The 15,263-nt window shown below is 65.3% G+C and carries 15 protein-coding genes; 8 read left to right on the plus strand and 7 right to left on the minus strand.

Annotated elements, in window-relative coordinates; all coding sequences use genetic code 11:
• From lpxI to AC628_RS28325, 4 genes are all read left to right on the plus strand, one after another.
• Positions 1 to 241: UDP-2,3-diacylglucosamine diphosphatase LpxI domain-containing protein (gene lpxI / locus AC628_RS28310; protein ID WP_143201847.1), on the plus strand; the 241-nt coding region annotated here is incomplete at its 5' end.
• On the plus strand, positions 241 to 1,419 hold the full coding sequence (gene lpxB, locus AC628_RS28315; RefSeq protein WP_074130070.1) for a lipid-A-disaccharide synthase: 1,179 nt from the start codon (positions 241 to 243) through the stop codon (positions 1,417 to 1,419). The genes lpxI and lpxB, both read left to right, overlap by 1 nt.
• 113 nt (positions 1,420 to 1,532) lie before the next feature.
• Positions 1,533 to 2,189 (plus strand): SRPBCC family protein, encoded by a 657-nt coding sequence (locus AC628_RS28320; protein WP_074130071.1) that lies wholly within the window; start codon positions 1,533 to 1,535, stop codon positions 2,187 to 2,189.
• Between the two features lie 5 nt (positions 2,190 to 2,194).
• Positions 2,195 to 2,530, plus strand: coding sequence for an ArsR/SmtB family transcription factor (locus AC628_RS28325; protein WP_050423836.1), 336 nt, complete (start codon positions 2,195 to 2,197; stop codon positions 2,528 to 2,530).
• 33 nt (positions 2,531 to 2,563) lie between these two features.
• Here the strand turns inward: AC628_RS28325 and gltA are convergent, their stop codons facing one another.
• Positions 2,564 to 3,865, minus strand: coding sequence for a citrate synthase (gltA, locus tag AC628_RS28330; protein WP_074130080.1), 1,302 nt, complete (start codon positions 3,863 to 3,865; stop codon positions 2,564 to 2,566).
• 160 nt (positions 3,866 to 4,025) lie between these two features.
• Positions 4,026 to 5,447 carry a glutamate--tRNA ligase gene (gene gltX / locus AC628_RS28335; RefSeq protein ID WP_074130072.1) on the minus strand — a complete coding sequence of 474 codons (1,422 nt, stop codon included), beginning with the start codon at positions 5,445 to 5,447 and terminating at the stop codon, positions 4,026 to 4,028.
• Between the two features lie 178 nt (positions 5,448 to 5,625).
• On the opposite strand from gltX, the gene AC628_RS28340 reads away from it, so the two are divergent.
• The 3 genes from AC628_RS28340 (at position 5,626) to AC628_RS28350 (ending at position 8,191) form a co-directional block, all read left to right on the plus strand.
• Entirely contained in the window at positions 5,626 to 7,305 is a 1,680-nt protein-coding gene (locus AC628_RS28340) for a glutamine--tRNA ligase/YqeY domain fusion protein (protein ID WP_074130081.1), read from the plus strand.
• A gap of 36 nt (positions 7,306 to 7,341) precedes the next feature.
• Positions 7,342 to 7,728 carry a YybH family protein gene (locus tag AC628_RS28345; RefSeq protein WP_074130073.1) on the plus strand — a complete coding sequence of 129 codons (387 nt, stop codon included), beginning with the start codon at positions 7,342 to 7,344 and terminating at the stop codon, positions 7,726 to 7,728.
• 100 nt (positions 7,729 to 7,828) lie between these two features.
• Positions 7,829 to 8,191, plus strand: coding sequence for an SPW repeat domain-containing protein (locus tag AC628_RS28350; RefSeq protein WP_074130074.1), 363 nt, complete (start codon positions 7,829 to 7,831; stop codon positions 8,189 to 8,191).
• A gap of 229 nt (positions 8,192 to 8,420) precedes the next feature.
• Here the strand turns inward: AC628_RS28350 and AC628_RS28355 are convergent, their stop codons facing one another.
• Positions 8,421 to 9,749, minus strand: a complete 1,329-nt coding sequence (locus tag AC628_RS28355; protein ID WP_074130075.1) for an MFS transporter — start codon at positions 9,747 to 9,749, stop codon at positions 8,421 to 8,423.
• 431 nt (positions 9,750 to 10,180) lie between these two features.
• On the opposite strand from AC628_RS28355, the gene AC628_RS28360 reads away from it, so the two are divergent.
• Positions 10,181 to 12,469: a ComEC/Rec2 family competence protein gene (locus AC628_RS28360; protein ID WP_074130076.1), complete on the plus strand. Its 2,289-nt coding sequence runs from the start codon at positions 10,181 to 10,183 to the stop codon at positions 12,467 to 12,469.
• Between the two features lie 11 nt (positions 12,470 to 12,480).
• Here AC628_RS28360 and AC628_RS28365 read toward each other — a convergent pair whose 3' ends face one another.
• The 4 genes from AC628_RS28365 to AC628_RS28380 all read right to left on the minus strand — a co-directional run.
• On the minus strand, positions 12,481 to 12,726 hold the full coding sequence (locus AC628_RS28365) for a hypothetical protein (RefSeq protein ID WP_074130077.1): 246 nt from the start codon (positions 12,724 to 12,726) through the stop codon (positions 12,481 to 12,483).
• Positions 12,727 to 12,871: 145 nt separating this feature from the next.
• Entirely contained in the window at positions 12,872 to 13,300 is a 429-nt protein-coding gene (locus AC628_RS28370; protein ID WP_074130078.1) for a hypothetical protein, read from the minus strand.
• Between the two features lie 255 nt (positions 13,301 to 13,555).
• Positions 13,556 to 14,260 (minus strand): transcriptional repressor LexA, encoded by a 705-nt coding sequence (lexA, locus tag AC628_RS28375; RefSeq protein WP_074130079.1) that lies wholly within the window; start codon positions 14,258 to 14,260, stop codon positions 13,556 to 13,558.
• A 247-nt stretch (positions 14,261 to 14,507) separates the two neighbouring features.
• A partial coding sequence (locus AC628_RS28380) for a molybdopterin molybdotransferase MoeA (protein WP_143201850.1) occupies positions 14,508 to 15,263 on the minus strand: 756 nt, incomplete at its 5' end.

Below are 15,263 nucleotides of genomic sequence, written 5' to 3' on the forward strand. Positions count from 1 at the left end.
GCGCGCCGAGGGCCGGATCCGCGCCAAGGCCGGCCGCGGCGTGCTGGTGAAGGCGCCGAAGAGCAAGCAGGATCTGCGCTTCGATCTGCCGACCGTCGGCCCACGGACGGTCGAGGGCGCGGCGGCGGCCGGGATCGCCGGGATCGCCGTGATCGCCGGCAATACGCTCGCCGCCGAACCGCAGGCCCTGATTGAGGCCGCCGACGCCAAGGGGCTGTTCGTCATCGGGCTGGCGGACTGATGCAGGCGCGCAGTCCCAGCACCGACCGCAAGATCTTCCTCATCGCGACCGAGGAATCCGGTGATCGCCTCGGCGCGGCGCTGATGCAGGTGCTGCGGCAGCGCCTCGGCGATAGGGTGCAATTTGCCGGCGTCGGTGGCCGGGCGATGACGGGTGAGGGCATCGACCCGCTATTCCCGATCGAAGAACTCTCGATCGTCGGCCTTTCCGCGGTCGTGAAGCAATTGCCGAAAATCCTGCGGTTGATCAGCCGCACCGCCGACGCCGTGCTCGCCGACGCGCCCGACATGCTCGTCATCATCGACAGTCCCGATTTCACGCATCGCGTCGCGCGCCGGGTCCGAGCACGCAATCCGGACATTCCGATCGTTGACTATGTGTCGCCGTCGGTCTGGGCCTGGCGGCCGGGCAGGGCGCGCGCGATGCGAAGCTATGTCGATCATGTGCTGGCGCTGCTGCCGTTCGAGCCGGAGGAGTATCGCAAGCTGCAGGGACCGCCATGCAGCTATGTCGGCCATCCCTTGACCGAGCAACTGGCCTCGCTGCGGCCGAACGAGGAGGAGCAGAAGCGGCGCGACGCGCAGCCGCCGGTCCTGCTGGTTCTGCCCGGAAGCCGGCGCAGCGAGATCAGGCATCATCTGGCGCTATTCGGCGCCGCGCTCGGCCAGCTCAGCCAGCAAACGCCGTTCGAGCTCGTGCTTCCCACCATGCCGCATCTCGAGGCGATGGTGCGCGAAGGCGTCGCCTCGTGGCCGGTGGCGCCGCGGCTCGCGATCGGTGAGACCGAGAAGCGCGCCGCGTTCCGCGTGGCCCGCGCCGCGCTCGCGAAGTCGGGGACGGTGACGCTGGAGCTCGCGCTGTCAGGAATTCCGATGGTGACGGCCTATCGCGTCGGTGCCGCCGAGGCGTTCATCCTGCGCCGTGCAATCCGGGTGTCGTCGGTGATCCTCGCCAATCTCGTGATCGGCAGCGATATCATTCCCGAGTTCCTGCAGGAGAACTGCACGCCGGACAAGCTCGCGCAGGCGCTGATCGACGTGATCAAGGATTCGCCCGAGCGGCTGCGGCAGCTCGTGGCGTTCGCGACGATGGACGGCAAGATGTCGACCGGCGACCAGCCGCCGAGCGTCCGCGCCGCCGACATCGTACTGGCGGAACTGGGCCGGCGTTCGAGCTAGTCATGCACTCATACTGCGCTCTGCGGCGACATCCGGCCGCAACGGTTCCGCTTGCCTCGAATATTTAGACTGCGCTAATATTAGCATAGCCTAATATTAGTACGGAGCCCTCCATGAAGATCAATCCTGTCGCCTATGTCGGAGCCGTCGTTCGTGAAGTTGCCGTCCGGGAACGCGACGGCAAACCGGCGCGGGCGGTGATTGCAACGCGCAGCTACGACACCGACATCGCCGATCTCTGGGATGCGCTGACCAATCCCGAGCGCATTCCGCGCTGGTTCCTACCCGTCTCGGGCGATCTGAAGCTTGGCGGCCGCTACCAGTTCCAGGGCCAGGCCGGCGGCGAGATCACGACGTGTGAGCCGCCGCGCCGGCTTGCCGTGACCTGGGAGGCGATGGGCACCGTCAGCTGGGTCACCGTCACCCTGGCTGACGATAGCGCCGGCGGCACGCGCCTGGAACTCGAGCACCTCTCGCTGATCGAGGGCGACTTCTGGGATCGCTATGGACCCGGCGCGGTCGGCGTCGGCTGGGACCTCGCGTTGGTCGGGCTCGCGCTCTACATCGCCGCGGGCCCCGGTGCGCAGTTCGATCGCGCGGCCGCGGAGGCGTGGCCCGGCTCCGAGGATGGCAGGGAGTTCATCCGCCGCAGCAGCGCCGACTGGTGTACGGCTTCGATCAAGGCTGGCACGGATGAGGCCGCCGCGCGCCGGGCCGAGGCCAACACCACGGCGTTCTATTGCGGCGAGCCCGAGCCGGGTGGAGGCTAGCAGCCGTGCACGCCTTCGACATCCTCGGCGATCCCGTTCGCCGGCGCATCCTGGAGCTGCTGGCGACCGGCGAGCACAGTTCGGGCGATGTCGTCGCCGTCGTGCAGCGCGAATTCGGCATCACCCAGTCGGCGGTCTCGCAGCAGTTGCGGATCCTGCGCGACGCCGGCTTCGCATCGGTGCGCGCCGACGGCACCCGCCGCATCTATGCCGTGGAGCCGCGGCGGCTGCGCGAGGTCGACGACTGGCTCGACCGCTTCAGGGCGTTCTGGCTGCCGCGCCTTGATGCGCTCGCGACCGAAGTCGCACGCGGCAAACGAAAACGGCGCCATCGGGAATGATGGCGCCGTCTCGGACTCACTCGGAAATGCAGCTTACTTGCGCTTGTCGATCTGCACATAGTCGCGGCGCGCGACGCCGGTGTAGAGCTGGCGCGGACGGCCGATCTTCTGCTGCGGATCCTCGATCATCTCGCTCCACTGGCTGATCCAGCCGACGGTGCGGGCGACCGCGAACAGCACGGTGAACATCGAGACCGGGAAGCCCATCGCCTTCAGCGTGATGCCCGAATAGAAGTCGACGTTCGGGTAGAGCTTGCGATCGATGAAGTAGGGATCGCTGAGCGCGATCTTCTCGAGCTCCATCGCGACCTTGAGCATCGGATCGTCGCCGTGGCCGGTCTCCTTGAGCACCGCATGACACATCTTCTGCATGATCTTGGCGCGCGGGTCGTAGTTCTTGTAGACGCGGTGGCCGAAGCCCATCAGGCGAACTTCGCTGTTCTTGTCCTTCACCTTGGCGATGAAATCCGGAATGTTTTCGACCTTGCCGATGCCGTAGAGCATGTTGAGCGCGGCCTCGTTGGCGCCGCCATGCGCCGGGCCCCACAGGCAGGCGATGCCGGCCGCGATGCAGGCGAACGGGTTGGCGCCCGAGGAGCCGGCGATACGCACCGTCGAGGTCGAGGCGTTCTGCTCGTGGTCGGCATGCAGGATGAAGATCTTGTCGAGTGCGTCGGCGAGCACCGGATTGATCTTGTAGTCCTCGCAGGGCACCGCGAAGCACATGTTGAGGAAGTTCTCGGCAAACGAGAGCGAGTTCTTCGGATAGATGAAGGGCTGGCCGACGGTGTACTTGTACGCCATCGCCGCCAGCGTCGGCACCTTCGCGATCATCCGCATCGAGGCGATCATGCGCTGCCGCGGATCGTTGATGTCGGTGGAGTCGTGGTAGAACGCAGCCAGCGCGCCGACGGCCGCCACCATGATCGCCATCGGATGAGCGTCGCGGCGGAAGCCCTGGAAGAAGCGGGCCATCTGCTCATGCACCATCGTGTGATGGATCACGCGGTGGTCGAAATCCTTCTTCTGCGCCGGGGTCGGAAGCTCCCCGTAGAGCAGCAAATAGCAAGTCTCGAGGAAGTCGCCGTTCTCGGCGAGCTGCTCGATCGGATAGCCGCGGTATTCGAGAACGCCGGCGTCGCCGTCGATGTAGGTGATCTTCGACTGGCAGCTGCCGGTCGAGGTGAAGCCGGGGTCATAGGTGAACACCCCGGCCTGGCCGTAGAGCTTGGCGATGTCGATGACATCAGGCCCAACCGTGCCGCTCAGGATCGGGAAATCGTAGTTCTTGTTGCCGATGGTGAGTGTGGCTGTCTTGCTGGATTTTGCGTCCATCGCGATATCCCCGATGAATTCGTTGCGAAAACCGACCATGCCCAGTCGCTAATTTGCGGCCCATGGCGGGGCGGAACGGCTTGTGAAGAAGGCGTCCGGCGATGGGTAGCTCATTGCAATGTGCGCTGCAAGATGGACCCTGGGAGGGGTCCATGCAGGATTACGCCGCCTGATCGGCGAGGCGGGCCAGACACTCCTGGCGTCCCAGGACGGCCAGCACGTCGAAGATGCCCGGCGACGTTGTGCGCCCGGTCAGCGCCACCCGCAGCGGCTGGGCGACGGCGCCGAGTTTCAAATTGTTCTGCTCGGCGAAATTCCGCATGGCGGTCTCGGTGGTTTCCGCCGTCCAGTCATTCACGGCTTCCAGCGCGGTGCGCAGGCGGCCGATCAATGCGCGCGTTTCCGGCGTGAGTAGCGCCACAGCTTTCGGATCGAGCTCGAGCGGCCGGTCGGCGAAAATGAAGTAGGCACCCGCGATCAGCTCGATCAGCGTCTTGGCGCGCTCCTTCAGGCTCGGCATTGCGCGCAGCAACTGCGCGCGGGTGGTGTCGTTGAGCTTGGCCTTCAGCGCGGCGCCTTCAGGAACATAGTCCAGCACGCTCTCGAACTGGGTCACGAGGGATTGATCGTCGCTCTGCCGGATATAGTGACCGTTGAGGTTCTCCAGCTTGGCGAAATCGAACCGCGCCGCCGAGCGGCCAATGCCCGGGAGATCGAACGCGTCGATCATCTCCTGGGTGGAGAAAATCTCCTGGTCGCCATGGCTCCAGCCGAGCCGGACGAGGTAGTTGCGCAGGGCGGCCGGCAGATAGCCGAGCGCGCGGTAGGCATCGACGCCGAGCGCGCCATGGCGCTTCGACAGTTTCGAGCCGTCGGGGCCGTGGATCAGCGGAATGTGGGACATGCTCGGAAGCTCCCACTCCAGCGCGTCGTAGATCTGCTTCTGGCGCGCGGCGTTGATCAAATGGTCGTCGCCGCGAATGATGTGGGTGACGCCCATGTCGTGGTCGTCGACCACGACCGCGAGCATGTAGGTCGGGGTACCGTCGCCGCGCAGCAGGACGAGGTCGTCGAGGTTCTCGTTCTGCCAGACCACGCGGCCCTGGACCTGGTCCTCGATCACGGTCTCGCCGGTCTGCGGCGCTTTCAGGCGGATGGTCGGCTTGACGTCCGAAGGCGCGGTGGCCGGATCACGGTCACGCCACATGCCGTCATAGAGCCGGGTGCGGCCCTCGGCGCGCGCCTTCTCGCGCATCGCGGCCAGCTCCTCGGGCGTGGCGTAGCAGTAATAGGCGCGCCCGGCGGCGAGCAGGCCCTCGGCGACCTCGCGATGGCGGGCGGCGCGGCTGAACTGGTAGATCACGTCGCCGTCCCAATCGAGCTCCAGCCACTTCAGGCCGTCGAGGATGGCGTCGATCGCCTCCTTGGTGGAGCGTTCGCGGTCGGTGTCCTCGATCCGGAGCAGCATCTTGCCGCCGAGCTTCCTGGCATAGAGCCAGTTGAACAGCGCGGTGCGGGCGCCTCCGATATGGAGGAATCCGGTCGGTGAGGGGGCGAAGCGGGTAACGACGGAATTGGTCATGATCGAGTGAGACGTATGCTGGAACGGGCGGTGGTGTATAGCAGGAACCGGACATAACTAAAGCCTCGGTTGACCTTTTGCCCGTCAAACCGGACTTGAAACCGGACTTGAAACCGGACTTGGCCGGACGGCACGAATTTGGCAGAAGGTTGGGCCTAATCCTCCAGGGAACCCTTTGATGACGATTGACACGACGGCAGAGGCAGGGCGCGACTTCATCCGCGACATCGTCCAGGCCGATCTCTCCTCCCACAAGCACAACCGGATCGTGACCCGCTTCCCGCCGGAGCCGAACGGCTACCTGCATATCGGCCACGCCAAGTCGATCGCCTTAAATTTCGGCATCGCGCAGGAGTTCGGCGGCCAGTGCAATTTGCGCTTCGACGACACCAATCCGACCAAGGAGGAGCAGGAGTACATCGACTCGATCCAGGCCGACGTCCATTGGCTCGGCTACGATTGGGGCAAGAACCTCTTCTTCGCCTCGGACTATTTCGAGCGCCTGTATGATTGGGCCGAGGGCCTGATCAAGGCCGGCTATGCCTATGTCGACGACCAGTCGCAGGAGGAGATCCGCACGTCCCGCGGCACGCTGACCGAGCCCGGCAAGAACTCGCCGTTCCGCGACCGTTCGGTCGAGGAGAACCTCGACCTGTTCCGCCGCATGAAGGCCGGCGAGTTTCCGAACGGCACCCGCGTGCTGCGCGCCAAGATCGATATGGCGGCCGGCAACATTAATTTGCGCGACCCCGTGCTCTACCGCATCCTGCATGCCCACCATCCGCGCACCGGCGACAAATGGTCGATCTATCCGAGCTACGACTACGCGCACGGCCAGTCGGACGCGATCGAGGGCATCACCCATTCGATCTGTACGCTGGAGTTTGAGGATCACCGTCCGCTCTACGAGTGGTTGCTCGACAAGCTGCCGGTGCCGTCGAAGCCGCGCCAGTATGAAATGGCGCGGCTGAACCTGACCTACACGCTGCTGTCGAAGCGCGTGCTGACCCAGCTCGTCCGTGACGGGCATGTCTCGGGTTGGGACGATCCGCGCATGCCGACCATCGCCGGCCTGAAGCGGCGCGGCGTGCCGCCGGCCGCGGTGCGCGAATTCATCAAGCGCATCGGCGTCGCCAAGGCGAACAGCGTGGTCGACGTCAGCATGCTCGAATTCTGCATTCGCGAGGAGCTGAACCGCACCGCGCTGCGCCGCATGGCGGTGCTGCGGCCGCTCAAGGTCGTGATCGAGAACTATCCGGAAGGCCAGGTCGAGGAGATCGAGGCGATCAACCACCCGGACAATCCGGAAGCCGGCACCCGCAAGATCGCGTTCGGCCGCGAGCTCTATATCGAGCGCGACGACTTCATGGAGAACCCGCCGAAGAAGTTCTTCCGCCTCTCGCCCGGCAACGAGGTGCGGCTGCGCTATGCTTACTTCATCAAGTGCACGGGCGTGATCAAGGACGCCGCCGGCGAGATCGTCGAGCTCCGCGCGACCTATGATCCCCTGACCAAGGGCGGCAATGCGCCCGACGGCCGCAAGGTGAAGGCGACGATGCACTGGCTGCCGGCGGCGCAGTCGAAGCCGGCGGAGATCCGGATCTACAATCAGCTGTTCGCCAACCCGAGCCCGAACGCCGCCGATTTTGCCGCCGACCTCAACCCTCAGTCGCTGGAAGTGCTCAGCGATGCGCGGGTCGAGCCTGCGATCGCCGATGGCAATTCACCCGACGCGATGCAGTTCGAGCGGCAGGGCTATTTCGTGCGTGACGCGGATTCGAGGCCGGACAAGCTCGTGTTCAACCGCACCATCGGCCTGCGCGACACCTTTGCCAAGGAAGTCGGCGGCAAAGGCTAAGGCTGCTTGAGACCGACGCCAGGAGGGAGGCGATCGATGCCTGATGAAGCCGACGACATCGTCTCCGCGATCATTGCAAAATGGTCGGCGGGTTTCAGCAAGCTCGACGCGGATGCGCTCTCCGCGCTCTACTCGAAGAGCGCGTTCTTCTTCGGCTCGAACCCGACGCTGTATCGCGGTCGCGACGGCGTCAAAGCCTATGCTGAAGGCCTGCCGCGCTGGCACGCGCCGCGAGTTCAGTTCAGCGAAATCAGGACCGCGCGGGTGAACGCCGATCTCGTCAACATGGCGGGCATTGCGTCCTTCTTTCTTGACGGCGATGCGCCCGCGCTCGTCGTCAAGATCACCTGGGTGATCGCGCGCGAGGACGGCGACTGGAAGATCGTCTGCCACCATGTTTCGTCGCAGACACCGCTGATCTAGGCGCGCGCTGGAGCCTGGCACAGCGGCAACACATCGCAGGTCGGACAGGTGTTTTTTGTCCCCGCCGCACCATATCCTTGGAGAGAGGGAGGTGAGAACTATGCGCATTCAACACTGGCAGGATGCTGCCAGCCTGTTGGTGGGCGTCTGGCTGGTCGCATCGCCGTTTGCACTGGGCTTCTCCGGGGCAGCTCTCTGGATCTCCGTCGCACTCGGATTGGGCGTCGTGCTGTTTGCCTTGGAGGCATTCATCATTCCGTCCTATCTGGAGGAATGGGGCGAGATGCTGATGGGGCTGGCTCTGGTGCTGGCACCCTGGACGTTCAGCTACGAACAGGGATCGGTCACGACGGGCAGCGTGCTCGCCGGCATCGTGGTGATCGTGCTCGCTTGCTGGGAGCTGACGACGGATCGTGATTTCACCACCTGGTGGCACGATCGGTGGCATCACCGGGCTGGCTGAGAGGAAGCCGACGGAGGTGTTGGTCTGACCGCCTATCACTGGCGGCCGCTGAGGTTTGGTTGCATGGAGCAGGATCCCCTCCAGGCCGCGCCGATGTCACGCGGACGCAAGTTCTGCAGAGAAATCACGCAAGGGACCGCGAGTGCGGGACGATTCAGAATCATCGTCCGCACGTGCTGGAAGACGGCCATGACTCCTGCCGCAGTTGCCCCGCAGCAAGGTCACTTCGTTACGATGCGACGCTCGCCTCGATCTGCTCCCAAATTCTGGTCTTGCGTGTCTCAGGCATGACGAGCAGGGCAATCACGAAACACACCGCCGGAACGACAATCGGGTAGATCAGCGCGTAGCCGATGCTGCCGGTGGCCGCGAAAGCGGCCGATGTGATGAACGGCACCAAGCCGCCGCCCCAGCCGTTGCCGATATGATACGGCACCGAGACTGAGGTGTACCTGATCCTCCCTGGGAAGAATTCCGCCAGGAACGCGCCTACCGGCCCATACACCATCCCGACGTAGCAAACGAGGATGAAGACGATGAAGACGGCGGCCGGATAGTTGATGTGTCCCGGCTGCGTGACCATGCCGAGCCACAGATACAGCGGATAGTAGGTGATCGCGGCGAGCAGCATCCCTCCCAGGATCACGGGCTTGCGGCCGATCTGATCCGACAGCCAGCCAAAGAAGATCAGGCTCGGTGTTGCGATCAGCAATGCTGCTCCTACGATGTAGGCCGAGGAGAGCGCGTCCACCTTCGAAACCTGCTGCAGGAAGTACAGTGCCCAGAATTGACCGCTGTACCAGACCACGCCCTGTCCGATCAGGACGACGATGGCGATCCCGATGTACTTGATGTTGGCGCTGAGGAAGGCTTCCTTCCACGGATTCCTGGTCATCTGTCCGCGTGCCTTGATCTCCTGGAAAATCGGCGTCTCCTGGAGCTGGAGGCGGATGTAGATGGCGATGGCCACCAGCACGAACGAGAGCAGGAACGGAACGCGCCAGGCCCATTCGTCGAAGGCCTGATTGCCGGCCCAGCTCCGGGTCAGGACGATCACGGCCAGCGACACCACGATCCCGAGTGTCGGCGAGGTTTGTAGCCAGCCGGTGTAGTAGCCGCGGCTGTCGTCCGGAACATGCTCGGCGACATAGGTGATGGCGCCGCCATATTCGCCGCCGAGGCATAGACCCTGGATCATTCGCAAACCGAACAGAATGAATGCGGCCGTCAGGCCGATCGACTGATAGGTTGGAATCAGTCCGATCGCTCCCGTTCCCAGGCCCATTCCGCTCAACGTAATGAGGAATGTATATTTGCGGCCGACCCGATCGCCCATCCATCCGAACAGGAAGGCCCCAAGCGGACGGATCAGGAATCCCGCAGTGAACAGTGCGATTGTGCTCAGCAGGGCTGCGACGGGGTGGGATTGCTCAAAGAACTTGACCGATAGAACGGCGGCAAGGCTGCCAAAAATATAGAAGTCGTACCATTCAATGATGTTTCCCACTGACGCAGCGACAATCACGCGACGAAAATCGCTAGGTACTTGAATTGCCATGTGCTGCTCCTATCAAATGCAGACGCTACTCCTCGCGTTTTTTCAGCGATCAATCCGCTCGCGGAGTGCGCGTGGTGCGCGGCGTTGCAGGCGAGATTTGCGAGTTCGTCCGCAACGCCTGGTCTCAGGGAGTTTTGGACCACCTGAGAAGAGCTCCAGCGGCCTTCAGTGCCGCGAGCCGTTAGCGCCTCATCCCTGTCTGTCCGGGAATGCAGGCGTCAGGGCAGTCTAATCCCAACCGGATTGCTACCTAATGCGACTTTCGGCTCGATCGGTCTGACGCGGGCAGGAGCTGTGGCCCGTGCGGGGAGCCGCGCGGCGCAGGTCGGTCCTCGTATCCCGCCTTGCCGGTCCGTATTCTGCATCCGTTCCGCTAGCGGTGAGGTCACTGCTTCCGGTAGCCTTGCCGCCCGGCAGGGATCACAAGTGGAATGGCGGAGCAGGGCACGACGCCGGGCGGCAAACGCGGCTACGCGGGGACGTGGCCGCCGCGTGCCGCCGTTCCTGCCGGCGGCTATCTGCCGACGCCTGCCAGCATCTGGCGGCCCTTCGTCGAGACGTTGCGGGAATGGGCGCGCGCGGAGGCGGGCGCCGGTCGGCTGTTGCCGTGGGTGCCGGTGGCGTTCGGCACCGGCATCGCATTCTATTTTGCGGCCGAGCACGAGCCGGTCCTGTCGGTCGCCGCCACTGTCGCGATCGTGCTCTGCCTGCTCGCGCTGCTGCTCCGGCGGCGCAGCGTGTTTCCCGCCATCGTGATGCTGGCTGCCGTTGCCGCGGGCTTTGCCATTGCGACATGGAAGACGGCGCGGATCGCTCACGGCGTGCTGGCGCGGCCGATGTTCTCGGTAGCGCTGACCGGCTTTGTCGAGACGCGCGACATCAGAGAGAAGACCGATCGCTTCGTGCTGCGCGTGGTCTCGATGGAGAGCCCGCGCGACAATACCAAGTTGGAGCGTGTCAGGCTCTCGGTGAAGAAGGGCACCGCGCCCGAAGTCGGCAGCTTCGTCGAATTGAAGGCGCGGCTGATGCCGCCGCTCGGGCCGCAGCGTCCGGGCTCCTATGATTTCGGCCGCGACCTGTATTTCCAGGGCATCGGCGCGTCCGGATTCGTGATGGGTGCGGTCAAGACCAGGGAGCCGCCGGCAGCCCGCGGCCTTGCGCTGCGCTATGCCGCCTTCATGCAGTGGCTGCGCGACGCCATCGACGCGCGCATCCGGACCACGCTCGACGGCGACCAGCGCGCCATCGCAACGGCGCTGCTCACCGGCCGGCGCGATGCGATCACGACGCCGGTCAACGATGCGATGTTCATCTCGGGGCTCGGCCATGTGCTGTCGATCTCCGGCTACCACATGGCGGTCGTCGCAGGCGTCGTATTCTTCACGATCCGCGCGCTGCTTGCGCTGTTTCCGGCGCTGACGGCGGGACACCCGATCAAGAAATGGGCCGCAGCAGCCGCGCTCGTCGCCGCGGCGTTCTATCTTTTGCTGTCGGGAGCCGAGGTCGCGACCCAGCGGTCGTTCTTCATGACGGCCGTGGTGCTGATCGCCGTGATCGTCGACCGCCGCGCGATCACCTTCCGCACGCTGGCGGTGGCGGCGCTGATCGTGCTCGCGATCGCGCCGGAGGCGCTGGTGCATCCGAGCTTCCAGATGTCGTTCGCCGCGACGCTCGGGCTGGTGGCGCTGGTGCAGATCGGGCTGCCGAACCTTCTGGCATCGCCGGACCATTCGGCGACCGCGCGGGTCGCGCTGTGGGGCGGGCGCGAACTGGCGATGCTGACGCTGGCCTCGCTGGTCGCGGGGCTCGCGACGACGCCCTACGCTGCGTTCCACTTCCATCGCGTCACGCCCTACGGGCTGCTCGCGAACCTCGCGGCCATGCCGGTGGTGTCGGCCGTGGTGATGCCGGCGGGCCTGCTCGGGCTGCTCGTCATGCCGTTCGGCTTCGACGGCGTGTTCTGGGCGATCATGGGGTTCGGCATCGACTGGATGATCCTGGTGACGCAATGGGTCGCGGCGCTGCCCGGCGCGGTCGGCCGGATGGCGGCGTTCGGCGTCGGGCCGATGATCCTGGCGAGTGCCGGCCTGATCCTGCAGGGATTGTTGCGTTCGCCGCTGCGCTGGTCGGGGGCCGCGTTGCTCGTGGTCGCCTCGGTCTGGGCGGTGCGGGTGCCGCAGCCGGACGTTCTGGTCTCGGCCGATGGCCGCAACGTCGCGGTGCGTGGCGGCGACGGCCGGCTGCACCTGATGCACAGCGCCAAGGATGCCTTTCTCGTGAAGGAATGGCTGGCGGCGGATGCCGATGCCCGGACGGCTATGGATGCGTCACTCGGCGAGGGGGTCTCCTGCGATCCGAGCGGCTGCGTGACGCAAGGGCCCGGCGGCGCCTTCGTCGCGCTGGCGACCCGGCCCGAGGCACTGGTCGACGATTGCGAGCGCGCGGCGCTGATCGTGACCGCACGGCCGCCACCGCCGCGGGACTGCGCCGCCTCCGTGATCGACGCCGAGCGGCTGCGGCGCCACGGCGCGCTGATGCTGCGGCGGATCCGGGACGGCTACGCCATCGATGCGGTCAAGCCGGGCGGGATCGACCGGCCATGGTCGCTGGCGGTTCCCGGCGATGGCGAGAGCGAGACCACGCTGCGCGCGCCCGCCGCCGCGCCGCGGCCCGCCATCGACGCGACGCCGTCCGAGGTCGATCTGCAAGGCGAGGATTAGTAAGGCGAGGATTAGCCGGGATCGAGCGAGGTGCCGGATGGTAGCTCAAACAGGCCGAGATGGTATTCGTCGGAGTCGGGGCCGCCGTCGGAGTCGGGGCCGCCGTCGGGCTTCTTGACGAGGGTGAAGACCGCCTCGGGAAACCGTTCCCAGACCTTCAGGTCGTCGGCCGTGACCGTCAGCCAGCCGAACCGGAACATGTAGCGGCCCGGCTCCGTGACGCGTCCAGCTTTTTGCCAAGTGACCTTATCGACCACCGCGCACGTCCTCCGTGCCCGATGATGCGCCAAGGCGGCCGTCGACGCAAATCTCCTGCCGCGCCCCGGAACCGGACGTCCGGGGTCGCTCGAAATCGCTTAGGTTATCCGCCGCCGAACGGTTCATTCCACGGCGACGATGCGTTCAACCCAAAAACAGCGACGCGAATGCGGAGGGCCGCCGCTCCACAACCTTCGGCTTCTGCTCGACCGGCGGATGCAGCGCCGGCAGTTGCAGCACGCTGACGCGCTGCCCCTCGACGAGCTGGGTCACTAGCACATGGCTGCCGTCGGGGAATTCGACCGCGTCATGATGGCGATCGGGCACGTCGGGCTCGACTTCGTTGAACACGCCGACGCGGAAGTTCATTGTCTTGGTCCAGATCCAGCGGCTGTCGTAGCGAACGTTCTCGGCGAATGCGAGCTCGGTGCCGGGCAGCATGCAGACCGCGACAGTGGGATCGTTCTCCGAAGCAAAGCCGCGGGTTGACGTGCCGCGGAAGGTCGTCGTGATCAGCGTCTCTCCGACAATGGCGGGGCGCGATGCCACGGCGTGCAGACTATAGTCACACATCGGTTGGCTCCTCATTTCGAGGTAGCGACCCGTGCCTCTCCTTGAGGCATAGGGCCTCTACCAGAGTGGACGATAGCGAACGAGTGTCAGCTCGTTTCTGGGCTATTGTACGACTGGCCCGAGACCACCTCAATCACAAACACGCGACGCTGCGTGAGAGGTATCGGAGCGCGTCGGGCGGGCCGCATGCTGCGCTATCTTTCAAGGAACGATCCGACGTGTTGCTCGTTCCTCGCCGCCGCAAGTATTTGCAACTCAGTACTTGCGGTAGAGGCCGATCAGCTTGCCCTGGATGCGGACCCGGTTCGGCGGCAGGATGCGCACTTCATAGGCGGTGTTGGCCGGCTCCAGCGCGATCGATGCGCCGCGGCGGCGGAAGCGCTTCAGGGTGGCTTCCTCCTCGTCGATCAGCGCCACCACGATGTCGCCGGTGTTGGCGACGTCGTTGCGCTGGATCAGCGCCATGTCGCCGTCGAGGATGCCGGCATCGACCATCGAGTCGCCGCGCACCTCCAGCGCATAATGCTCGCCGGCACCGAGCATGTCGGGTGGTACGCTGATGGTGTGGCTGCGGGTCTGCAGCGCCTCGATCGGCGTACCGGCGGCGATCCGGCCCATCACGGGCACGGCGACCGGACGGTTGCCGTCGTCTTCGGCGACCGGGGGCGTGCTGGTGCGCTTGCCGAGGGTGCCTTCGATGACGCTTGGCGTGAAGCCGCGGCGGCCGTTGCCGGCGCCGGCGGAGAGCTCGGGCAGCTTGATGACTTCGATGGCGCGGGCGCGGTTGGGCAGGCGGCGGATGAAGCCGCGCTCCTCCAGCGCAGTGATCAGGCGGTGGATACCGGACTTCGAGCGCAGGTCGAGCGCATCCTTCATCTCGTCGAAGGAGGGCGGCACGCCGGCCTCTTTCAGACGTTCATTGATGAAACGCAGAAGTTCGTACTGTTTGCGCGTGAGCATCTCGAGTATTCCCCCGGTTGATAGCGTCGTTCGATTCCGAGACTCTTCGGTGGGGCCTGCAGGCCGGGTCTGACCTCAGGAGCATTGTGCTTGTTGCAAGCGCTCCCTGGCGGTCTCCCGTTTGTAGACACCAGTACTCGAAACAAATCATGAACGGACACTATATGTTCGATATGTGTTCCGCAACCACTTAATTTCAGGTGAACGCGCACGGCAACGCACGCACAATGAGCGGGCCGCGAAAGCCTCATTCAGGCAGCGTCAGGATCTCGCACTCGGCGCCTTTGACGGCGGCCGGCGCAAACGGCGGACGCACGAGAAGTGCCCGTGCCGCAGCGAGATTTCCGAGCAGCGACGAGTCCTGCTGCATGACAGGCGTTGCGATCAGCGTGCCGTCTTCGCGCTCTTCCAGACGCGCGCGCAGATAGTCCTCGCGCTGGTCGTTGGCGGCGAGGTCGCGGCCGAGCAGGGCGCTCGCGCGGCGATGATGAATCGTTTTTCGGCCGCTCAATGCGCGAATCAACGGCACCAGGAACAGGAAGGCGCAGACATAGGAGGACACCGGATTGCCGGGCAGGCCGATCACGCGCATCGACCCTAGCCGGCCGTGCATCATCGGCTTGCCGGGCCGCATCGCGATCCGCCAGAACGCCATCTGGACGCCCTCGGCCTCCAGCGACTGCTTGACGAGATCGTGGTCGCCGACCGAGGCGCCGCCGGTGGTGATCAGGATGTCGGCACCGCTCTCACGCGCCCGGCGGATGCCGGCCGTGGTCGCCTCCACGGTGTCGGCGGCAATCCCGAGGTCGACGGTCTCGGCGCCTTCGGTCCGCGCCAGCGCCCGCAGCGCGTAGCCGTTGGAATAGACGATCTGGCCGGGGCCGGGTTTTGATCCCGGCATCACCAGCTCATCGCCGGTTGCCAGCACGGCGACCTTCGGCCGGCGGCGCACCGCGAGCTCCGGATAGTTCATGGCGGCGGCCAGCGACAGCGCGCGGTCGGA

The sequence above is a fragment of the Bradyrhizobium sp. NAS96.2 genome (assembly GCF_001908235.1).
Lineage (GTDB): Bacteria > Pseudomonadota > Alphaproteobacteria > Rhizobiales > Xanthobacteraceae > Bradyrhizobium.